This is a genomic window from Roseovarius tolerans, from assembly GCF_028885395.1.
Taxonomy (GTDB): domain Bacteria; phylum Pseudomonadota; class Alphaproteobacteria; order Rhodobacterales; family Rhodobacteraceae; genus Roseovarius; species Roseovarius tolerans.
Map to the genome: position 1 here is coordinate 2962216 of NZ_CP118494.1, position 21032 is coordinate 2983247.

Sequence of the window (21032 nt, forward strand, 5' to 3'; positions counted from 1 at the left end):
GGGTCAGTCGAACACCCGCTCCGGCTGTTCGTGCCACGGCAAGGCCGCGACATCGGTCAGTTTCAACAGGGTCACGGCGGGCACCTCGCGCTTGTAAACCAAGCGCTTGACGACCCCCGGCGCGAGATAGGCGAGCCGCAGTTGTCGGCTGACATGGCGTTCGGCCAGCCCCACGGCTTTCGCCAGATCGGTGACCGTGTTGAACTCGCCAGCCTCCATGCGTCGCCGCCAGCCCCACGCCCGGCCGATGGCGCGCAGGATATGCGGATCCTGCGTCCGGTCTTCGCTGGGCAGATAGGTGGCGGGCGGCATGATCTTCGGCCGCCCGTTCTGCTTGCGAACCTTGAGCGGCACGAAGATCTGGATGGACTCGTCGTGTTTCATCATTCCGCCGCCACCTTCTTTCGTGGGGCCATCATGTCGCGCATGACGCCCGAGACGCCGTCGGTCCGGACATCAATCACCAGCCCCTCGGACGTCACGGTGACCCGGCGCACCAGCAACTGCACGATCCGGGTCTGCTCTGCAGGGAACAGCTGGCCCCAGACGTCATCGAACGTCTGCAGCGCGGAGATCACGTCGGCCTCGGCGAAGGCGTGACCCTCGCGCACCAAGTGGGCGATGACCTGCGCCGTGATCGACGGGGCGCGCATCACCCGCCGCAACTCGGTCACCACGGCCGCTTCGACGAGGTCGGCAGGAAGGCGTCGCGGGATGCTCTCATCGCTGGGTTCGCGATTCTTGATGACGTCCATCGAGACGTAGTACCGGTATCGCCGCGCGCCCTTCTTCGTGCTGCTCGGAGTCATGGCGGCGCCCGTGGCCGTGAAGATCAGCCCCTTGAGCAACGCAGGCGCTTGCGCGCGACTGTTGTTGGCCCGTTTTCGCGGGCTTTCCCGAAAGATGGCATGGACCTGATCCCACAGCCGCTCATTGATGATGGCCTGATGCTCGCCGGGATAGGCCTTGCCCTTGTGGACCGCATCGCCGCGATAGACGCGGTTCACCAGCACCCTGTAGAGGTATCCCTTGTCGACCAACGTACCCTGCTTGTTGCGGAGCCCCTTGCGGCGCAGTTCGCGGGCCAGCACGGTCGCTGACCCGACCTCGACGAACCGTTCGAAGATGCCCCGCACGGTGGCGGCCTCTTCCTCGTTCACCACGAGTTTGCGGTCCTTTACATCGTACCCGAGCGGGACATAGCCGCCCATCCACATCCCCTTCATGCGGGAGGCGCGGACCTTGTCACGGATGCGCTCGGCTGTGACCTCACGCTCGAACTGGGCGAAGCTGAGCAGGATGTTCAGCGTCAGCCGCCCCATGGACGTCGTCGTGTTGAAGGACTGCGTCACCGACACGAAGGTCACGCCGTTCCGGTCGAACACCTCGACCAGCTTCGAGAAGTCCATCAGCGACCGCGACAGGCGGTCGATCTTGTAGACGACCACCACATCGATCAGGCCGTCCTCGATGTCGGCCAGAAGCTGCTTGAGGCCGGGCCGTTCGAGCGTCCCGCCCGAGATGCCGCCGTCGTCATACTGATCGCGGACCAGCACCCAGCCCTCGGAGCGCTGGCTGGCGATGTAGGCCTCGCAGGCGTCTCGCTGGGCGTGCAGGCTGTTGAATTCCTGCTCCAGCCCTTCCTCGGAGGATTTGCGCGTGTAGATAGCGCAGCGCTGGCGGCGAATTGGAGTTGCGCGTTGATCCATCAATCATTCCCCCGCTTTCGTTCGCGCAACCCGAAAAAGCGGTAGCCATTCCAGCGCGTCCCGGTGATCGCCCGCGCAATCGCAGACAAGGATTTGTAGGGTCGCCCCTGCCACTCGAACCCGTCCCGCAAGACCGTGATCGTGTGCTCGACCCCGTTCCATTCGCGGATCAGCCTCGTGCCGACCACGGGATTGCGAGGATCGGCGATCTGGCTCTTGCGCGTCAGGGTGCCGCCGACCTCGTCGGCCAGAAGGTCCAGCATGCGCCGGGTTTGATGATCGGGGCCGCCATAGGTCAGCTCCTGAATGCGGTAGGCCAACCGGGTCTCGAGGAACGCTCGGCTGTTGTTCGGTGCCGCTGTGTCGAAGATCGTCTGCCACTCCGACTTCAACTGGGTGACGGACATGGATTTCAGTGCGGCCAGGCGCGCGGGGATGGGATCGGGCTTGTTCATGCGTTTCTCCGGTGAGTTGGAGTTGCATGACGGCATTGGTCGTCGGGATAGTGTAGGCAACGTTCTCCAGTATTGTCAGATACTTCGCGCATATCTTGCCCGAGCAGCCGAACCAGACCGAGCGCCAGCAGACCGCACAGTTCGGCGCGGCGCTCGGCGGCGGTCATCTGGTCGGACGGGAGCGGATTGGGACGTTTCATGCGGGGCGAGTCCGTTCAGCAGTGGCTTCATCCGTAAAAAGCCATCTGCCGCACGGGATCGGGACATCGCTCCAGAAACGATCATGGTGGGTGCCGCTGCCGCTTCCGGTTGCGCTTCGGTCTTGTTTTGTTCGATTGAATCGTCAGACTGGCGCTCCGCAAAGTGTAGTGAGGACAGCAAGTAGGAGGGCAAGGTGGCTAGGTCATTGTTTCGCGGGGCGCCGGAGCTTTCGCGCCTGTTTATTGAATCCCCAATCCATTTGATCAGCGAGTTTCTTTCGCACTCCCAGTTTTCGGTATTTCTGAGCGATGCAATGGCCGCTGTGCCCGCAGATGCTGAAGATCAGATCCGTAGCGAAAAAATGGCGGAAGCTCTGAAGGCTCTGAAGAGCGACCGAATTAACCTGATAGAGATCGAGGCCCGTCGCGTCATGCTGATGACCGACAAGACGCCAGATGCGATGCTGCGTCGGCTCGCCGAAGACCCACGGTTCGCTGCGAAGGAAGGGTTGAAGGCGCAGCGCGATGAGGTCGCCAGGAGCCTTTGGGCCTACCTCCATGCCATTGCGCTGTTCGAGGCCGCTGAGCGCGCAATGCAGGTGCGGGTCTACCGCGAGCACGGAACGCTTTACGAGGCGTGGTCGATAGATGCTTCGATTCCCCTCGCTGCCGCGGGTGTCGACCATGATGCGCTCTCTACGGAAATCGCGGAGCGCCTGCAGCATGAAGATGGTTGCAAGGTGGAGGCTGTCGACCTGCCCGCCGAAAACGGTGAAAGTCAGGATGTACTGCTGGCTGTCACCTTTTTCGGCGCCTACGCGAGCCAAAAGACCGTCCAGCCGGATAAGTCGACGAAGCTGCTCTATTTCCGCCCACCTGATGAGATGCTGCTGGTCTATTCACATGCCCGGCGACGGATCGAGGTGTGTTCGCGCGACAGGGTGGAACGCAAGATCGTCGCCAACCTGTTCGCCGCAGATACTCTGAAGCACGACATTTCAAACAAGCCCCTCACCCAGAAGACCTACAATCTGTCGCGCTTCCGGAACTCACTCAAGCTGCCGATACCCGATGAAGAAGCCCATCGGGTCAAGAAGGCCGGCATAATCGAAGTTCAGGTCGCGCTGGGTGATTGGTCTCGGAAGGTGACCCTCAGTGTCGCCCCGGAGGACGACATAGACGCAATCGCCCGCAGCGTTTTCGGGGCAATCATTCCGAAAGCGGGCGGCGGTTATGTCACGAAGGTCCGCTTCCGGATCGAGCATGTGGATGGGCGCGAGCGCAAGGCCATCTTGCAGTTCGACGTCTTCGGCAGGAACAAGTCGAACATTCAGAGCGAGCGGGACCCCGCCAAGCGAGAGCTGGGATATGATCTCCTTGAAGCTTGGGGCGTGATGGAACGCATCGGCGACCTTTCGAAGCCGCAGCGCAAGGAGAAACTTCCACAGCTGCTGTCGCTATACGATTTCGCCAACGAAAAGGCGTCCGGCCGATCTCTTGATGAACTTGGAATCGCCGCCGACGAGTTGACCGGCGCCGGCTTCCTGACACGCAAGGGATGGTCGGATGTCATCCTGTTCGAAGACGATGAGCTTGGCGAGGTCGTTCACAACGTCGAGCGCGACGGCTCGAGCGACGAGGCAACACTGACGCTGATCGAAGGTGGAACGGGTTCGACGATCCCGGCAGAGGACGTCTCTGAGTACGAGATCCGCTTCGACTACTTGCGAGACGCGCTGCGCGACTTGCTCAAGCCAACGGGCCTGAAAGGTCGCGTGCGCGAGATGGCCGACCATCTCCATCAGGTGGGTGTCGCAAGTATCGGGCTGGCCGACGCACCGATCTTCCTCGCGCGCGCAACGTCGGTCGACAGATTGCTGGAGGCCTCCGACCGTCTCGTCCGAGGCGAAGGCAACCGCGTGCGCGGAATCGTTTTCGTGCCACAAGACGTGCGCTTTCCCTATCTAGGTTGCCACGTCGTCCTGAGCCTCAGGGATCACATCGATGCCGATGCCGGCATGATCGACGCGGATGCGGTGCGTTCCTCCTACGAGGCTGCGATCGACCCGGCTGCGCGGGGCGCGGCGATCCACTTCCGCAAACAAGGCAATGACGCCGCTCAGATCACCGTGCCTGGTCAGGATCCCCGCATCGTCATAGGGGCGAAAAAGGTGAAGCTCTTCGAGCGTCTCTACATGGCCCATCGTGATCGTGAAAACGGCGTGAAGCTTGCAGTTCTGAAGGACTATGCCGGTTTTTCCCAGCTGCCTCAGCTATTTGGGGACGAATGGGCCGAGGTGAACGCCCGGTACCTGTACTCGCCACGCCGCGCATATTGGGCTCTGTGCGAGGAACCCATCTCCGTTTGATCTCCCTTTGGGGGGTCTGACCATCTCCGATTCGGCCAGTCAGTAGGGGTGCTCACTCGAACAGAGGAGCACCTCAATGCCGACTCCCTTTCCCTCGCGCCAGGCAGCCCCGACGAGCTGGTCCGGCGCCGCGAAGACCAAGCCCACCACCTCCAACTCGGAATGGCGCTGCACGCGCTGTGACAAGCTGCTCGGCGTTTGCCGTGACAGCCGGATGCACCTGCGTTTCGCGCGGGGGCACGAGTATCTCGTCGGCTTTCCGGTTCAGGCCACATGCCGCGGCTGCGGCACGCTGAACCACGCGACCGTACCCGCGCGCTGACGCGCGCATCCACCCAACTCCCAGAAACCGCAGAGACGCGTGACGTCCTGACCTGGCCACAAAAAGGCGCCGGACGCCTGGCCGCAAGGCAGGCGTCCAATGTCTATCGCGTGGCACGAGATCCGTGATCACCTCATGTTTTCTTCTTCAACTCTTGTTTTTCAACACACCTTCGATGATCTCCGGCGCAGCAGCGGGCCGCTCGCGCATTTCGCTGATCCGGCCGCAGTGCTGGACACGCTGCACGTCGGTTGCCGTGCGCCAGACGACAAAAATCGGTTGCTGGTTGCACTGGTCACGGCCGCGCAGTCCGGCGGCGCGGCCTCCGATTGTGCCCTGACGCTTATGCTGCTGGCGCTCTGGCCGGGGCTGGATGCCGTTCGGCGCAGATCGATCTGGCGCAGGATCGGCACCGGCGATGAGGTTGCATCCGAAATCCTCGCACGGGCCTCGGAAACCATTCGGGGATTGGACCTGCGGCGGGTCAACTGGATCGCGGCAACCATCCTGCGGAACATCGAGCGCGACCTGATCAGAACGCGTCAGCGCGAGGACCGGCACCAGTACCTGCGCAGCGAGACCGATACGGACGATATCCCGATTGACGGGGGAGTGTCACAGGCCACTGCCAGCCCCGGACTGCTCCACGGCGATCTGGTCCGCATCATCGGCACGGATGCGGATCTGGTGATCCGTGTGGCCATCGACGGTTTCTCCCAGGCTGAGGTCGCATCCGAGATGGGGCTGTCCGAGGCGGCGACGCGCAAACGCTATCAGCGGGCGACCCGGCGTCTGCGCGACGTCCTGCAAGAATTTCGCTGACCGGATGTCCCGATCCCTGCGGCGCGGTGGCTTTTCCCATTCAGACGCCACCGCGCGCCCCACTCAAACCGAAAGTCGACCAGCATGATCAGCAAAGCCGACCTCTTGTCCGCAGACCTCAAGCGCATCCCCGGCCTCTACCGCCGCTGGGAGCTGCCGGAAATCCTGAAGAACCAGCGTGCCTACCGCATCGAAAATGCCGGTGCCCACCAGGATGGGACGCCTCTCGTGGCGGTCTACGCCGACGCCGAAGCGGGCCAGCCGGACGAGCAGCACAACGCCTCAAACCAAGACACCGAAGCGGCCTCGGTCCCCGCTGGGACGATGCAGCAGCGGCCTGAGTAGAGGGAAAAGGAGGAGATCATGTTCATGGGAACCACACCCTTCATCACGGTCCGCGCCAGCCGACCGCTGTCCGAGATCGAGTTCTGCGCATGGGTGGCGCAGGCCGTTCCCGGCGACCGGCTGGAATACCATCGCGGCTTTCTGGTGCTCGACGTCTTCCCGATGTTCTCAAAGCTGTCGGATGCGGCGCGTGCCGCGTTGCGCGGTCTTGGATCGCGGGCCTTCTGGGCCGCCGAACTGGGCCTCGTGCATCTCGTCCAGGAGCGCGTGGGGCCTGACCAGTTCGCCTACATCGCCGTCGCCAGACCCAAGCCCAAAGCCGCCGCCGTCTCCCTGTCCGAGCTGCTGCTCGCGGAACAGGAGGCCGCGTGATGCCCGCATTTCAATCTTTTTTCACCGATCACGGAGACACTTTCATGCCATTCCCAGAAAACACGCCCACGCCCGACGATCTGCTATCCGTCAGCGCCGCCGAGATCGCGGCCCTGCCGGTCGAGTTGCTGGCGATCCTGCAGCGCGAGATCGACGAACGCCTGAAGCGCGACAAGGCTGCCAAGACCCGCTTCGATGCTGGACTGGCCGTTCGCTACGCCACCCGGGCCGCCGAAGAACGCCAGGTTTCGGGCAAGGACACCGGCACCGTCCGCTTCGACGACGGTGATTTCACCGTGGTGGCTGATCTGCCGAAGCGGGTGGATTGGGATCAGGACCGGCTTGCCGACATGGTCGCAAGGATCCGCGATGCCGGGGACGATCCGGCCGAATATGTCGATCTCGCTTACAAGGTGCCGGAGCGCAAATACGCGGCTTGGCCCGAGGCAATCCGGCAAGGATTCGAGCCCGCACGCACCGTCCGTCCCGGCACGCTGAAGGTCGAGATCCTCGCGCAGGGGGCCGACCAATGAGCCTCCCCATCATCACCGCTGACCAACGGCTGGCCGAGCCGCGCGGCATCAAGGGCTGCATCTTCGGCAAGAGCGGAATTGGGAAAACCTCGCTGCTCTGGACCCTCGATCCGAAGCGCACGCTGTTCATGGATCTCGAAGCGGGCGATCTCGCCATCGAGGGCTGGGCGGGAGACAGCATCCGGCCGCGCACATGGACGGAATGCCGGGATTTCGCGGTGTTCATCGGCGGGCCCAACCCGGCGCTGCGCGACGAGCAGCCTTACAGCCCGGCGCATTATACCGCCGTCTGCGACCGCTTCGGCGATCCGGCGGAACTCGATCGCTACGACACCATCTTCGTCGACTCCATCACTGTGGCGGGGCGGCTTTGTTTCGGCTGGTGCAAGGGCCAGCCCGAGGCGCTGTCGGAGAAGACCGGCAAGCCGGATGTGCGTGGCGCTTACGGGCTGCATGGCCGCGAGATGATAGGCTGGCTCACCCATCTGCAGCACACGCGGGCCAAGAACGTGTGGTTCGTTGGGATCCTTGACGAGAAGCTCGACGACTTCAATCGCAAGGTTTTCCAGCCGCAGATCGATGGCTCCAAAACAGGCCTCGAGCTGCCGGGGATCGTCGATGAAGTGATCACCATGGCCGAACTGAAGGCCGACGGCGGTGATCCGTATCGCGCCTTTGTCTGCCAGACGATCAACCCTTGGGGATTTCCTGCCAAGGATCGCTCTGGCCGCCTAGGACAGGTGGAAGAACCCCATCTCGGCCGCCTGATGGCGAAGATCCGGACTCCCGCCGCTCCCGTGACGGATCGGCTGACCTACGCCCCGCCGCCTGCCGATCCGGCCGGTGCCGACCAATCCCAACCGCAATCCTGAAAATAGAAGGAGGTTCCCCATGGGTTCCTGGAACGATTTCAACGACGCGCAAAGCAACACCAACCTTATCCCGAAAGGCACGCTGGCCAAGGTGCGCCTGACCATCCGCCCGGGCGGGTTCGACGATGCCTCACAGGGCTGGACCGGCGGCTATGCCACGCGCGGCTCGACAGGTGCTGTCTATCTCAACGGCGAGTTCACCGTGACCGAAGGCCAGTATGCCCGGCGTAAGATCTTCACGCTGATTGGCCTTTACAGCCCCAAGGGTCCGGACTGGACCAACATGGGCCGCAGCCTCGTGCGTGGCATGCTGAACTCGGCGCGGGGGATTTCCGACAAGGACATGTCGGCCGAGGCGCAGGCGGCGCGACGCATCAGCGGCTTTGCGGACCTCGACGGGATCGAGTTCATCGCCCGTATCGACATCGGTACGGACGCCAGCGGCGACGACAAGAACGAGATCCGCAGCGCCGTCACACCCGATCATCGTGACTATGCGCAGGCCATGGGCGCGGCACCGTCGCTGGGCCAACAGCAATCCGCCACCAATACTGCGCCTGCGCCGCAACCTGCCGCCGCACCTGTGCCGGGTCGCCCGGCATGGGCGCAGTAAGGGGCTGCGAGATGCGCCTTCGTCCGCGCCAGAGCCTCTTCGTGGAGCGCAGCCTTGCTGCGCTCTGCGATCATGGCAACACGCTCAGCATCGCTTCTACCGGCTTCGGCAAGACGATCGCGCTCTCCGCCGTTGTGGCGCGCTCCATCGAGGGCAGCGACGCGAAGGCGTGCATCCTCGCCCATCGCGACGAGCTGACGTCCCAGAACCGCACCAAGTTCGGCCGGGTCGCGCCGAAGATCACGACCTCGGTTATAGACGCCAGAACCAAGGATTGGGCCGGTCAGGCGACCTTCGCCATGGTGCCAACGCTGACGCGTACCGCCAATCTCACCGCGATGCCCGCGCTTGACCTGCTGGTCATCGACGAAGCGCACCACGCGGTGGCTGATAGCTATCGCCGGATCATCGATCGCGCGCGAAGCGCTAATCCCGATTGCCGGATATTCGGCGTCACCGCCACGCCGAACCGGGGTGACCGCAAAGGTCTGCGCGAGATTTTCGACAATGTGGGCGACCAGGTCCGTCTGGGAGAGCTGATCGCATCAGGCCATCTCGTGCCGCCCCGCACCTTCATCATCGACGTCGGCGTGCAGGACCAGCTGCGCGAGGTGCGCAAGACATTGTCGGATTTCGACATGAATGAGGTGGCGGGCATTATGAACCGCGCCCCGGTCACTGACGAGGTGATCCGGCACTGGAAGGAGAAGGCGGGCGACCGACCCACGGTCGTTTTCTGCTCCACCGTTGCTCACGCAGAGAACGTCGCCGCGGCCTTCAACGACGCGGACATTTCAGCGGCCGTCATCCATGGCGACCTGGACGGGGCGACCCGGCGCAGGATCCTCGCCGCCTATGCCTCGGGCGAAATCCGGGTGATCGTCAACGTTTCGATTTTGACGGAGGGCTGGGACCATCCGCCCACCTCCTGTGTCGTGCTGCTGCGACCCTCGTCCTACAAATCCACCATGATCCAGATGATCGGCCGCGGTCTGCGTACCGTCGATCCGGAAGAATACCCGGGCGTCGTCAAGACAGACTGCATCGTGCTGGATTTCGGGACGTCGAGCCTGACGCACGGCACGCTGGAGCAGGATGTCGACCTGGACGGTCGCGAACCGGTGCCAGGACCCGCCCCGAGCAAGACTTGCCCTGAATGCGAGGCACAGATCCCGCTCGCTGTCACCGAATGCCCATTCTGCGGAGCGGACCTGTCGCGGGAGGGTTCCGCACCGATCGACAGTTTCATCATGTCCGAGATCGACCTGCTGAAACGCTCCAGTTTCGCATGGGTTGACCTCTTCGGCGACGATGCGGCCCTGATGGCCAACGGGTTCAACGCATGGGGCGGGATATTCTTCCTCGATGGCCGTTGGCACGCTGTCGGCGGCGGCAAAGGTCAGGCGTCCCGGCTGCTTGGTGTCGGCGAACGCACGGTCTGTCTCGCGCAGGCTGACGACTGGCTGAACAACCACGAGAGCGATGAGAGCGCCTTCAAGACCAAGGCGTGGTTGAAACAGGCGGCGACCGACAAGCAGCTGAAATACCTGCCGCCCGAGTGCCGCCACGATTTCGGCCTGACGCGCTATCGCGCCTCGGCGCTGATGACCTTCGGCTTCAACAAGCGCGCCATCCGCGCGGCTGTAGATGCGGCGGCCGGGACAGAACGGATGGCGGCGTGAACCATGAAACCAATAACCCTCATCACGGCCGAGGAGCGGCGTCGTCTCTGGCATCCGCGTGGAACGCTCTGTGCTGTCTGCCGGCAACCCACGCGTGGTTTTGGCTGGCGCGATCCGGTCCGGTCGAAGCTGCCCCGGCCATCGGTCTGGTTCTGCTCGATGCCCTGCCAAGACTTCTGGACGCGCTTGGCGCGGGAGCGTTTTGCCATGGTTGATCTCACCGAAGAAGAACGCGCCGCCATCACCGCCACCATAAAGCGGCTGGCGCTGCTGATGGACGAGATCGGCTGGCAGACCGCGTTCGCGGATCTGACCGAGGCACAGGTGCGCGCCCTGATCGAGGAAGCGGTCGAGGGCTTCCGTGAGGCCATGGCTGACATCGCGCGGGCCCAAACCCCGGAGGTGCCGTTCTGATGAAGTCATGTTCGAAATGTGGAGAACCAAAACCCTCGAGCGAATTCGGCCTACGCAAGCGAAGTGCTGACGGTCTGCAGTCCTGGTGCAGGGATTGCCTCAGGGAGTACCAGCGCGATTACGCCCGCAATCACCGTGACCCAGCCCGCCACCGGGAAGCACAACAGCGATATCGCACCCGCAATCGCCAAAAGCTAGCGGCGCATCAGGCTGTTAGGCATGCCGTGCGCGCTTGCGAAATTGTGGTTCCCGTTTGGTGCCAATCCTGCAGATGCGTGACCGAACTTGAAGCCCATCACCATGATTACCGCAAACCGCTCGAGGTGAAGTGGCTGTGCACGACTTGTCATGGACACGTTCACCGCTCTTACCGGGAGAGTCCTCTTGCTTGATTACAATAGACGTCGTTCGACGGCGGACCGGATCAACGCGCTGGTCGACGCAGCCCTCATCGCCGAGCGCGAGGCCACGCCGCCCCGGACCTATCTCGGCGCGTCCCGTCTGGGACACGCCTGCGAACGCGCGCTGCAATTCGAGTTTGCCGGTGCGCCGAAGGATGAGGGTGCCGATTTCAGCGGGCAGACGCTCCGGATCTTCGCGATTGGTCATCAACTCGAGGATCTGGCGATCCGCTGGCTGCGCGCGGGCGGGATCGATCTGGTCACCCAAAAACGCGATGGCGGCCAGTTCGGTTTCTCGGTCGCAGGCGGTCGCATCCGGGGCCATGTCGACGGGATCATTGCCTCAGCCCCGGCGGCGCTTGGCATGCGTGTTCCCGCGCTCTGGGAGTGCAAGACGATGAACGCCAAGAACTGGCGGGCCTGCGTCAAGGACGGGGTGACAGTCTCCAAGCCCGTCTATGCCGCCCAGATCGCGATCTATCAGGCCTACATGGAGTCCTCGGTGCCAGGGATTTCGGCGGCACCGGCGCTGTTCACGGCGATCAACAAGGACACGGCCGAGCTGCACCATGAGCTCGTGCCGTTTGATGCCGACCTGGCGCAGCGCATGTCCGACCGCGCCGTGCGGATCCTGCAGGCCACCGACGCGGGTGAGTTGCTGCCCCGCATCGCTGCCAATCGTGATTTCTTCGAATGCCGGTTCTGTGCCCATGCCGAGCGGTGCTGGGGGCTGGCCACATGACCGATGAGCACACCGACCCATCCAACCCCGAGCAGGACCTGACCATGCGCGATGACACGACGCCCGATGCACCCATGACGCCTGATGCACCCAAGGAAAACATTGTGCATTTCAATCCTTGGCGGGATTTCAACGACGCGGCCCCGCAAACCGACCCATTCGGCGATGAGCCTGATCTCGAGCAGATCACCCAGTTCATGCAGGTCGTCTTCGGCTATTGTGACGGGCTGATCCCGGTCCGCAGTTTCATCGACAAGGGTCAGGGCATCGATGGCCGCCCGCACAACATCTGGCTGGAGGCAGATCAGGCCGCGCCTGAAAAGATGGCGACTTTCGCCACATGGGCCTCCCGCGAGGGGGCCGCGGTCTACGTGATCCCCGGCACAGTGGCCGCGCCCGGTCAGGCCAAGGCCGCCGAGATCCTCCAGATGCAGACCGTGGTCGTCGATCTCGATACCGGCGATATCGCTGCCAAGCGCGCCCATCTGGAACGCCATCTCGGCGCACCGACCATGGTGGTGGAGAGCGGCGGCGTGACACCAGAGGGCCAGCGGAAAGCGCACATCTGGTGGGCGCTGACCGAGCCCGCCGAGGGCGACGACATCGCCCGTGTCTGCCGAATGCGCGGGGATATCGCGGCCAAGGTCGGCGGTGACATGCATTTCCGCTCCGCCCACCAGCCGATCCGGGTGGCAGGCAGCGTCTACTACAAGAACAGCCTCAAGACGCAGGTGCGGATCGTCGAGCTGAACGCCGACCGCGAGCGTGACTTGGCCGAGTTCATCGAAGCGGTCACAGACATGCCGCCCGCGCCTGGGGTGTCGCTGCAGCCCGAGTTCACGCATCCCGACAAACCGGCCATGGACGATGTGCTGGTGACCCCGGTGCGCGAGGGGGCGCAGGACGATTGGTCCCGCTTCGAGGGTGCGTCGGCTGCGATCGGGTATTTCATCCGCATGGTCCACGAGGGCCGGATGACAAAAGACGAAGGCTGGGAAGGCATCTGCGGCTACAACGCCGCGATGTTGCGGCCGCAATGGCCCGTGGAACGGCTCAAGCGGGAGTCCGAGCGGCTCTGGGAGCGCCATGTCGAGAAATACGGACCGCCCCTGATCCGGCTCGATTCCGGTGCACCGGGACCGGTTGAAATGCCCGCGTTCACTCTGGGCGCGTTGCTGGACGACCAGAGTCCGATGCCGGAGGACATCATCGCACCGCGCGTTCTGACACCGGGCGGGCTCTTGGTGCTGGGTGGCGCGCCCAAGGTGGGCAAGAGCGACCTTCTGATCTCCTGGCTCGTCCACATGGCAGCAGGCGTGCCGTTCCTCGGGTTCACCCCGCCACGGCCGCTGCGGATTTTCTATCTGCAGGCCGAGATCCAGTATCACTACCTGCGCGAGCGGCTGAAGCAGATCGCCCTGCCACCAGAGGTAATGGCCGCCGCGCGCAATACTTTCGTGGCCACCCCAAAACTGAAGATGCTGCTCGACAACGAGGGCAGCGTGCGGGTGGCCCGCGCCGTGCGGACGGCCTTCCCCGATGCGCCAGTGGACATCATCTGCGTCGACCCGATCCGGAACCTGTTTGACGGTGGGCCGGACGGCGGCGGCGAGAACGACAACACCGCCATGATGTTCTTCCTGAAGGAACGGGTGGAGGTCCTGCGCGACCATATCGACCCCGACTGCGGCGTGATCCTGATCCACCACACGAAGAAGCTTAGCAAGCAGCAGGTAAAGGACGATCCCTTTCTCGCGCTCTCCGGCGCCAGCGCACTGCGTGGGTTTTATACCTCCGGTCTGATCCTGCATCGGCCCGACGAGGATTGCTCGCAGCGCAAGCTGGAGATTGAGCTCAGGAACGGTCCCGCGCTGCCGCCCAAGGTGATCGACAAGGTCGGCGGCCAATGGGTCGAGATCAACCCGATGAACGAGCGTCTGGTGCGTCAGGAGGTGGGAGCCAAGCATGATGCGGAGCGCGCCCGGAAGCACGATGTGATCCTGGCAATTCTGCTCGATGAAGCCTCGGAGGGGCGGCTCTACACCTCGACGCAATTGGGTGAGGCCTTCGAGAACCAGCATGGTCTTGGAAGTCAGTTCACCATCCGCGAGCGCCTCGGCGTTCTGGCAACCAAGGGATTTGTGAAGTTCCGTCGTGACCTCTCCGAACAAGGCTTCGCGGCGACCCGGTCCCACTTCGGCTACCTGTGCGTGGAAGGCATGCGTTTCGGTCAGGATCCGATCATTGATCCCGCCACCGGCGAGGTGCTCGGAGAGGGCATTTCAGTCCAGCCGAGCCATTACAAGTGCCCCCATTCCGGCCGCGCCAGAGATGTCGAGAACCCCGCTGTCTGGATCTATCCGGAAGGGGGCGATGAGTGACTTTGTCATATGACAGAGGCCTTTGTCATCCTCATGCCTCTGTCATGAAGTAAATGAAATCAACAGCTTACCGATGACGATGACAAAGGTCTCTGTCATGCCCCTCTGTCATCAAAAACAGGAGAAAACGATATGAAAACAGATACTTGCGCTACCGGCATGAGGAAGAGTGGCAACCCCTATACTAAGTATGAGGGGGGCGGACGTCGTCCCGCCCCCTCATACGACGATAGTATCCGCGCGACTGGTTTGCCCGATGCTGTTGTCGATCAAGGCAAGCGCTCCACTGGTGGCCAGTCTGCGCGCGTCGTTCACAAGATCAATTTCCGCGTGCTGCCGTTGCCGGGAACCGTACTGATGCATGAGGGTCAGCGCTATATCGCGGTTGGCTCCGACCTGCACAAACGCCGCGACGGGCAAATCGTCCCGATCATCCTTTGGGAAAGCCACTGCGCGCAATGCGGCAGGCCATTCCAATGCTGGAGCGGTCTGCGATCGGGAACGCTGAATCGTCGCTGCCTTGATCACCGCGCGCCCGGCAAGGCGGTGGCTGGGGCCGGTCGCAAGCGAGTTGCCAAGCACCTCAGCAAGCACGGCAGGCGGAAGAAATCCTGAATTCATCCGACGACGGTGGCCCGTACCGCCAAGCACATGACCGCCGTCGTCTTCCACCCCCGCAGCCAACCCGAAAAGGAGACCACGATGGCTGAAGCGACTCTGACCACCAGGACGCATGAGGCAATCCCCGATCTGCCGCCTGCCTTACGCGCCGACCGCACCTTGCTCGCTCTCGATCTCGGCACGACCACTGGCTGGGCCCTGCATGGTGCCGACGGGCTGATCACCAGCGGCACCGCATCCTTCCGCAACGGCCGGTTCGACGGCGGTGGAATGCGATACCTGCGGTTCACGAACTGGCTGGGCGAGTTGGAGCGGCTGTCCGGACCCATCGCTGCCATCTGGTTCGAGGAAGTCCGCCGCCACGCGGGCACGGACGCGGCCCATGTCTTTGGCGGCCTCATGGCCAGTTTGACCAGTTGGGCTGAATTGCGGGGCATCCCGTATCAGGGCGTCCCCGTCGGCACCATCAAGAAACACGCAACTGGAAAGGGCAATGCGCCGAAACAGGCGATGATTGACGCGGCGCGCGCCCGAGGTTTCAGCCCTGCCGACGACAATGAGGCTGACGCCATCGCCATCCTGTTCTGGGCGATTGAAACGAATGGAGGATTGGCATGATGGATTTCAACGCAGAATGGCGCACAATTCCAGATTGGCCGGAATATGAAATCTCCGAGGATGGTCATGTTCGGCGGGCGCTAGCAGGAAAGGGCACGCGCGCTGGTCGCCCGCTCAAGCCATGGACAAACTCGCAGAACCAGTATCTCTACGTTCAGCTTTGGCGGAATAATCGAAAGAAAAGCATTCCAGTTCATCGACTTGTCGCAAGAGCATTTCTCGGACAACCACCTACGAAACGTCACGTGGTTGCCCATTGCGACGGCAGTCGTGACGGCAACCAACCTTGGAACCTGCGTTGGGCAACGCAACGCGAGAACATGGCGGACACAGTCCTACATGGAACGCACAATCGTGGTTCAAGGAATGGCCAGTCCAAGCTCGACGAAGTCTGCGTGCTCGCGATCCGCAAGATGCATGTCTTGGGCATTCCCAGACAGGATGCTGCCACCGGTTTCGGCGTCTCTCGGCAAACGGTCGATGACATTATCAACGGCAAGCGTTGGGGGCATTTCCAATGACCGGCATGCGCTTCACGCCCAAGGGCTATGGCGGCCATCGCCGCCAGCCCGATGAAGTCAAACGGGACGGCTGGAAGGAACAGGGGCTGCTGGCTGTCGCGGTCGACGATGACCGTCTGACCTGGCCCGAACGCGAACTCGTGCGCCAACTTGGCGAGCGTCTTTACGGCAAACGGGAACGGGAGATGCGCCATGGGTGATTGGACAACCACACGGGTGGAGGATCGGCTGGAGAGCGCCGCCGACGTCTTCCGCACCTTGCCCGGCGTCATGCCGCAGGGTTTTGTCAACGCGTGGCCCGAGTATTTCCACAGCTTCGCGGACAAGGTCGGTCAAGAGCCGCAGATGCGTCGCCCCCGGCCGGGCCCGCGCCAGATCACCGAAGCCGAGGAAGCGTTGCTCTGGCTGCGCTGGCTGGAACGGGATGATGCCCGGATCGTCTGGCTGCGCGCCGAACGCACGCCGTGGAAACCGATCTGCTGGGAGATGGGGCTGAGCCGGACAGCGGCGACCAAACGCTGGCAGTTCGGGCTAGCGGTGATCACCTGGCGGCTGCATGGCCGCCTGCCTCCGGCGCGACGTTCGCAGCGGTTCGTGATCGAAAACGCAAACAGCCTGTCAAGAACAATCGTCATGTGAGGAAATTTTCCGGTGTACATCGCAGGGCCTTACACATTTCGTCTAGGGGGTTAAAAAAGGGATATGCTCGGGAGAGGAGCGCGCAGGCAGAAGCCTCGCAGCTGGCTTCCGGGGTCCACCGAAGGGTCCAGCCGGGGTCCAATCGCCTAACCCATTGAATTCTTGGTTCCTTCTGGGCGACTTTCGTATGCTGGCGGGCGAAGCGCAAAATGTCGCCAGCGACAGGGCCGATTTTTTGGGAAGCCACCGGTGTCCAGCATCCAGCTACGACACCCTGAAAGCTTCGTGATTTCAAAGACCTGACCGGCCGCGCGGGGTGGATACCCCGCGGACTTCGGAGTCCAGCCGGAAGCCGGTGGCCCCCACCGCGGAGTCCACCCGTGGGGGAGTCCAATCCCTTCGGCCCCAATGCCATAGACAGGAATACGCATGACGCTGAGCTTCGCCCCGGAGCGGATCGAGCACTGGCCGCTTGCGCGCCTGCAGCCTTACGCGAAGAACGCGAAGCAGCACGGGCCCGACCAGGTCGCGAAGCTCGCTGCCAGCATGGCCGAGTTCGGCTGGACCGTGCCGTGCCTCGTGGGCGAGGACGGCGAGCTGATCGCCGGCCACGGGCGGGTGCTGGCCGCGACGCAACTTGGGCTGACCGAGGCGCCGGTGATCGTGCTCGGGCACCTGACCGAGGCGCAGCGCCGGGCCTATCGTTTGGCCGACAATAAATTGACCGAACTCGGAACATGGGACGAGGCGCTGCTGTCGGCGGAACTGAACGAGCTGCTGGCCGACGACTACGACCTGTCGCTGGTCGGCTTTTCCGACGGCGAACTCGACAAGCTGCTGGCCTTCGATACGGACGTGGGCGGCGGAGAAGAAGGTAGCGCCGGGGGCTCCGTGCCTCCGCTGACCATCCCCGAGCCACCGCGCAATCCGGCCTCGCGGACAGGCGACCTGTGGATCCTCGGCGATCATCGGCTGCTCTGCGGGGACAGCACGAACCACGAAGATGTCCGCCGTCTGATGAACGGCGAGCGCGCGGTGCTGTTTGCGACCGACCCTCCGTATCTCGTCGACTACGACGGATCGAACCACCCGACGCGGAACAAGGACTGGAGCCAGTCCTACGGCGTCACTTGGGACGACAGCAGCCAAGGGGCCGAACTCTACGACGGGTTCATAGCGGCCGCCGTCGCCGAGGCGATCACCGAGGACGCCGCCTGGTACTGCTGGCACGCCTCGCGCCGGCAGGCGATGCTGGAGGCCTGCTGGGAGAAAGCCGGCGCCTTCGTCCACCAGCAGATCATCTGGGTGAAGGACCGCGGGGTTCTCACCCGGTCGCATTACCTCTGGAAGCACGAGCCCTGCTTCATGGGCTGGCGCCGACCGAACCGCCCGCCGAAGGTTGCCGAGCAGACGTTGCCCTCGACTTGGGAGATGCCGTCCTTCGCCAAGGACGACCGGCCCGACCACCCGACGCCGAAACCGCTCGACGCTTTCGGGATCCCGATGCGCCAGCACGTCGCCCGTGGAGGGCTCTGCTACGAGCCGTTCGCTGGCTCGGGCTCGCAGATCATGGCGGGTGAGGCCAACGGCCGGCGCGTCTTCGCAATGGAGATCAGCCCGGCTTACGTCGATGTCGCCGTAGAGCGCTGGCAGGCCGAGACCGGCAGGGACGCGATCCTCGATGGCGACGGTCGGACCTTCGCGCAGGTGAAAGCCGAGCGGCTGGGCGAGACCACGGCAGCAGGCGCCGATGCCGCTGCCTGATGGCCGTCTACTACAACGATGCCGACCCCTTGGCCTGCGCATGGCTGCGGGAATTGATCGCGGCCGGGCTGCTGCCGGATGGCGACGTGGACGAGCGGTCCATCCTCGAAGTGGAGCCCACCGACCTGCGCGGCTTCGCGCAGTGTCATTTCTTCGCCGGAATCGGCGGCTGGCCCTACGCACTACGCCTCGCCGGCATAGCCGAGAATCTGTCCGTCTGGACCGGCTCGCCGCCCTGCCAGCCATTCAGCCAGGCCGGGCAGCGCAAGGGACAGGACGATGACCGCCATCTCGCCCCGGCCTTCCTGCGGCTCGTCGCAGCCTGCCGCCCGGAGTTCGTCTTCGGCGAGCAGGTCGCGAGCGCGGCAGTGCTCGGACCAGTTGGCAGCGCGACTCGCACAGCGGCTGAGGGCCCGGCTGGCTGGGCGTGGTTCGACGCTCTGGCTTCTGACCTGGAAGCGGCATCTTACACCGTCGCGGCGGCCGATCTGCCGGCTGCGGGCATCGGCGCTCCGCACATCCGCCAGCGGCTGTTCTTCGGCGCCGCCGCCCTGGAGCCGGGCGGGCTGGGCAACGGCCTCAGCGCGGGATCACAAGGACGGATCGGAATGCCGGGCGGTGCCGATCAACGCGCTACTCGGCCGGCAGGTCTGGCTGGCGGGCTGGCCGACGGCGATGGCGGGCTCGCCCGCGACGGCAGCGTACAACGCGGCGGGCAACACGGATGCGAGCCGCAGGACGGTAAAGCTGGTCGACTGGTCGAAGGTGACGACCCCACCGGCGCCGATGCGACGGACGGCGTCTGGCGAGATCCGGACTGGCTCCTCTGCCGCGATGGCCGCTGGCGGCCCGTTGAGCCCGGAACATTCCCGCTGGTTGATAGGATATCCGGTCGCATGGGGCTGCTGCGGGGCTACGGCAATGCGATCGTGCCGCCGCTCGCGGCGGAGTTCGTGACGGCGTTTCTGGAGAGCCTGCCGGAGGGGCTGTGATGAAGCAGAGCCGGATCATGTCGATGGTCGAGGCCGCGACGAACGTCGTCGTCGGCTACGTGCTGGCCATCGCCACGCAGATCGTCGTGTTCCCATTGTTCGGGATCGAGACCGGTCTCGCCGAGCACATGACCATCGGCCTCGCCTTCGTCGGCGTCTCGCTGGCGCGCGGCTATCTTCTGCGCCGGCTGTTCGAATTTTGGCGGTGACGCCGCGCGTCACTCTTCGGAGGCGACTTCCGAGACGTATGCACCGCCCGCATTCCACGAACCTTCATCGAGGGTCCAGACGGCGTTTTCCATGTCGGCCAGAACCTTGAAGGCGGCGACTTGCGCCGCCTCAGGGGATAGTGCTTCGACGGACACGAAGGTGCTTTCGGTGACGTCGCGGGTGATCTTGACCCTGAAGCGCGGCATCAGTCCGCGTCCTGAATGCGATAGCAGCGCCCACGACCCTCGACCTTCTCCGAGGTGATGGTCAGGCCGAGCTTCTTTTTCAGTGCGCCGGACATGGCGCCCCTAGCGGTGTGAGCCTGCCAGTCGAGTGCCGCCACGATCTCGGCGATGGTGGCTCCGCCCTCGGCGCGGAGCATCTCGATCAGCTTCGCCTGCTTCGTGCCCGCGCGCGGTGTGCGCGCCTTGGCCGCGGGGTCGCCCTCGGCGGGAGCGTCCTTCGGGGCCTCCGCGCTCGGCGCCGCGTCGGCGCCCGTGTTCGCTCTGTCGCCGCCTTCCGGCTCGATCCCGATGGCGGCGAGGCCCGCATCTGCGATGTGCAGGAGGATGGCGCGGCCGTCCGTGTCGTTGCGCCAGATGCGGTTGAGGGCGGCATCGGCCTTGGTCCGGCTGTCGGTCGTGGTCTCGGCGATCAGCCCGCGGGAGAGGAGCGCGCCGACCACCTTGGCGGCCGCGCCGCCGCGGAGCGAGCCGGGAAGCGGCAGGACGTTGCGGTCCTCGCGCTGCGCGGCGGCGCTGAGGATCACGAGCTGGGTATCGGAAAGCTTGGTCATGGGGTCGTCTCCTTGGTCGGGGCCGCGACCGTCGCGACCCTCCTACGACCCCGAGCCGCGCCTTGGCGCGGCAGGAGTTCCGGCGGGGCCGGAGGTCAGATCAGCCCGAGGTCTCGCAGGAGCGTGGCGGCGTCGGGCAGCCGATCCGTCGCCACGTCGATGGCGATGGTCATGCTGTCGGCGGTAAGGCGGGCCGAAATGTCCGCTTCCTCGCGGAGGGCGTCCCCGATCTCCTCGAGAACGGCGGGGATGCGGCTGGCATCCCAAGGCTCGTTCAGGCCGCGGATGGCGATGCGGATGGTGCTGGTTTCCATGGTGCTTACTCCGCGTGCTCGCCCTCGCCGAAGGCGCTGTCGGTGATGCGCTTGAGGAGGCTGGCGTAGTGGTCAAGGGTGCCGACCATCGCCCAGCCCACCTCGTCGGGGTGGCAGTTGAAATGGTCGTCGCTCAGCGCCTGTAGCCGGGCGAGCATCTCGTCGATCTCGGCTTTCTTGCCGATGAAGGCGTTCAGCGCGGCTTCTTTGTTGCGGCGCGCCTTCTCGGCGCGGAGCTGGTGGCGGGGCGTGGTGATTGGGTTCAGGCGCGTGGTCATCCGGTGGCTCCGTGTGCTGAGTTGCATCGTCCTTCTGGATCCAGGTT

At 64.1% G+C, this 21032-nt stretch carries 27 protein-coding genes; 20 read left to right on the forward strand and 7 right to left on the reverse strand.

All coding sequences use genetic code 11. The features are described 5' to 3' along the window. Window positions 1-3 precede the first annotated feature (3 nt). The 3 genes from PVU19_RS14620 to PVU19_RS14630 are packed head-to-tail and all read right to left on the reverse strand — an operon-like array spanning window position 4 to window position 2164. Window positions 4-384 carry a hypothetical protein gene (locus PVU19_RS14620; protein WP_420833232.1) on the reverse strand — a complete coding sequence of 127 codons (381 nt, stop codon included), beginning with the start codon at window positions 382-384 and terminating at the stop codon, window positions 4-6. Beyond that, on the reverse strand, window positions 384-1709 hold the full coding sequence (locus PVU19_RS14625; protein ID WP_050662640.1) for a recombinase family protein: 1326 nt from the start codon (window positions 1707-1709) through the stop codon (window positions 384-386). The genes PVU19_RS14620 and PVU19_RS14625 overlap by 1 nt, the downstream gene beginning before the upstream one ends. Beyond that, window positions 1709-2164, reverse strand: coding sequence for a DUF2924 domain-containing protein (locus tag PVU19_RS14630; RefSeq protein WP_050662639.1), 456 nt, complete (start codon window positions 2162-2164; stop codon window positions 1709-1711). The genes PVU19_RS14625 and PVU19_RS14630 overlap by 1 nt, the downstream gene beginning before the upstream one ends. A gap of 394 nt (window positions 2165-2558) precedes the next feature. Here PVU19_RS14630 and PVU19_RS14635 point away from each other — a divergent pair, with 394 nt between their 5' ends. The 20 genes from PVU19_RS14635 to PVU19_RS14730 all read left to right on the forward strand — a co-directional run bounded on the left by PVU19_RS14635 (window position 2559) and on the right by PVU19_RS14730 (window position 19596). Next, window positions 2559-4733 carry a hypothetical protein gene (locus tag PVU19_RS14635; protein WP_152911630.1) on the forward strand — a complete coding sequence of 725 codons (2175 nt, stop codon included), beginning with the start codon at window positions 2559-2561 and terminating at the stop codon, window positions 4731-4733. A 76-nt stretch (window positions 4734-4809) separates the two neighbouring features. Next, on the forward strand, window positions 4810-5055 hold the full coding sequence (locus PVU19_RS14640) for a hypothetical protein (protein WP_147434238.1): 246 nt from the start codon (window positions 4810-4812) through the stop codon (window positions 5053-5055). 279 nt (window positions 5056-5334) lie between these two features. Further along, window positions 5335-5877 (forward strand): RNA polymerase sigma factor, encoded by a 543-nt coding sequence (locus PVU19_RS14645; protein ID WP_274789785.1) that lies wholly within the window; start codon window positions 5335-5337, stop codon window positions 5875-5877. 84 nt (window positions 5878-5961) lie between these two features. Further along, complete coding sequence (locus PVU19_RS14650; protein WP_274789786.1) at window positions 5962-6222, forward strand: hypothetical protein; 261 nt, start codon at window positions 5962-5964, stop codon at window positions 6220-6222. An 18-nt stretch (window positions 6223-6240) separates the two neighbouring features. Further along, complete coding sequence (locus tag PVU19_RS14655) at window positions 6241-6594, forward strand: hypothetical protein (protein WP_274789787.1); 354 nt, start codon at window positions 6241-6243, stop codon at window positions 6592-6594. A 44-nt stretch (window positions 6595-6638) separates the two neighbouring features. After that, window positions 6639-7127: a hypothetical protein gene (locus PVU19_RS14660; RefSeq protein ID WP_050664306.1), complete on the forward strand. Its 489-nt coding sequence runs from the start codon at window positions 6639-6641 to the stop codon at window positions 7125-7127. Continuing rightward, a complete protein-coding gene (locus tag PVU19_RS14665; RefSeq protein ID WP_050664300.1) occupies window positions 7124-7999 on the forward strand; it encodes an ATP-binding protein in 876 nt (291 codons plus the stop codon). The genes PVU19_RS14660 and PVU19_RS14665 overlap by 4 nt, the downstream gene beginning before the upstream one ends. A gap of 19 nt (window positions 8000-8018) precedes the next feature. Next, complete coding sequence (locus tag PVU19_RS14670) at window positions 8019-8612, forward strand: hypothetical protein (protein ID WP_050664301.1); 594 nt, start codon at window positions 8019-8021, stop codon at window positions 8610-8612. 41 nt (window positions 8613-8653) lie between these two features. Beyond that, window positions 8654-10294 (forward strand): DEAD/DEAH box helicase, encoded by a 1641-nt coding sequence (locus PVU19_RS14675; RefSeq protein WP_274789788.1) that lies wholly within the window; start codon window positions 8654-8656, stop codon window positions 10292-10294. Window positions 10295-10297: 3 nt separating this feature from the next. Continuing rightward, window positions 10298-10708 carry a DUF6511 domain-containing protein gene (locus PVU19_RS14680; protein WP_274789789.1) on the forward strand — a complete coding sequence of 137 codons (411 nt, stop codon included), beginning with the start codon at window positions 10298-10300 and terminating at the stop codon, window positions 10706-10708. A 384-nt stretch (window positions 10709-11092) separates the two neighbouring features. Then, window positions 11093-11851: a hypothetical protein gene (locus PVU19_RS14685; protein ID WP_050664303.1), complete on the forward strand. Its 759-nt coding sequence runs from the start codon at window positions 11093-11095 to the stop codon at window positions 11849-11851. Beyond that, on the forward strand, window positions 11848-14232 hold the full coding sequence (locus PVU19_RS14690; RefSeq protein WP_082237993.1) for an AAA family ATPase: 2385 nt from the start codon (window positions 11848-11850) through the stop codon (window positions 14230-14232). The genes PVU19_RS14685 and PVU19_RS14690 overlap by 4 nt, the downstream gene beginning before the upstream one ends. 132 nt (window positions 14233-14364) lie before the next feature. Next, window positions 14365-14847: a hypothetical protein gene (locus PVU19_RS14695; protein WP_152911712.1), complete on the forward strand. Its 483-nt coding sequence runs from the start codon at window positions 14365-14367 to the stop codon at window positions 14845-14847. A gap of 36 nt (window positions 14848-14883) precedes the next feature. Then, window positions 14884-15471: a crossover junction endodeoxyribonuclease RuvC gene (locus PVU19_RS14700; protein WP_235575902.1), complete on the forward strand. Its 588-nt coding sequence runs from the start codon at window positions 14884-14886 to the stop codon at window positions 15469-15471. Beyond that, window positions 15468-15992 (forward strand): HNH endonuclease, encoded by a 525-nt coding sequence (locus PVU19_RS14705; RefSeq protein WP_082237995.1) that lies wholly within the window; start codon window positions 15468-15470, stop codon window positions 15990-15992. Before PVU19_RS14700 ends, PVU19_RS14705 begins: the two co-directional genes overlap by 4 nt. After that, a complete protein-coding gene (locus PVU19_RS14710) occupies window positions 15989-16192 on the forward strand; it encodes a hypothetical protein (protein WP_082237998.1) in 204 nt (67 codons plus the stop codon). Before PVU19_RS14705 ends, PVU19_RS14710 begins: the two co-directional genes overlap by 4 nt. After that, the gene (locus tag PVU19_RS14715) at window positions 16185-16631 is read left to right on the forward strand and encodes a DUF6362 family protein (RefSeq protein ID WP_050664305.1); all 447 of its coding nucleotides are present in this window, start codon (window positions 16185-16187) and stop codon (window positions 16629-16631) included. Before PVU19_RS14710 ends, PVU19_RS14715 begins: the two co-directional genes overlap by 8 nt. Before the next feature lie 429 nt (window positions 16632-17060). After that, window positions 17061-18395, forward strand: coding sequence for a site-specific DNA-methyltransferase (locus PVU19_RS14720; RefSeq protein WP_274789790.1), 1335 nt, complete (start codon window positions 17061-17063; stop codon window positions 18393-18395). Then, complete coding sequence (locus tag PVU19_RS14725; protein ID WP_274789791.1) at window positions 18395-19387, forward strand: DNA cytosine methyltransferase; 993 nt, start codon at window positions 18395-18397, stop codon at window positions 19385-19387. Before PVU19_RS14720 ends, PVU19_RS14725 begins: the two co-directional genes overlap by 1 nt. Further along, window positions 19387-19596 carry a DUF7220 family protein gene (locus PVU19_RS14730; protein ID WP_050663599.1) on the forward strand — a complete coding sequence of 70 codons (210 nt, stop codon included), beginning with the start codon at window positions 19387-19389 and terminating at the stop codon, window positions 19594-19596. The genes PVU19_RS14725 and PVU19_RS14730 overlap by 1 nt, the downstream gene beginning before the upstream one ends. Before the next feature lie 9 nt (window positions 19597-19605). Here PVU19_RS14730 and PVU19_RS14735 read toward each other — a convergent pair whose 3' ends face one another. From PVU19_RS14735 to PVU19_RS14750, 4 genes are all read right to left on the reverse strand, one after another. Beyond that, window positions 19606-19803, reverse strand: coding sequence for a hypothetical protein (locus PVU19_RS14735; protein ID WP_050663600.1), 198 nt, complete (start codon window positions 19801-19803; stop codon window positions 19606-19608). Continuing rightward, entirely contained in the window at window positions 19803-20393 is a 591-nt protein-coding gene (locus PVU19_RS14740) for a DUF3489 domain-containing protein (RefSeq protein ID WP_274789792.1), read from the reverse strand. The genes PVU19_RS14735 and PVU19_RS14740 overlap by 1 nt, the downstream gene beginning before the upstream one ends. A 95-nt stretch (window positions 20394-20488) precedes the next feature. Continuing rightward, window positions 20489-20707 (reverse strand): hypothetical protein, encoded by a 219-nt coding sequence (locus tag PVU19_RS14745; protein WP_050663602.1) that lies wholly within the window; start codon window positions 20705-20707, stop codon window positions 20489-20491. A gap of 5 nt (window positions 20708-20712) precedes the next feature. Next, window positions 20713-20985 carry a hypothetical protein gene (locus PVU19_RS14750; RefSeq protein ID WP_050663603.1) on the reverse strand — a complete coding sequence of 91 codons (273 nt, stop codon included), beginning with the start codon at window positions 20983-20985 and terminating at the stop codon, window positions 20713-20715. Window positions 20986-21032 lie beyond the last annotated feature (47 nt).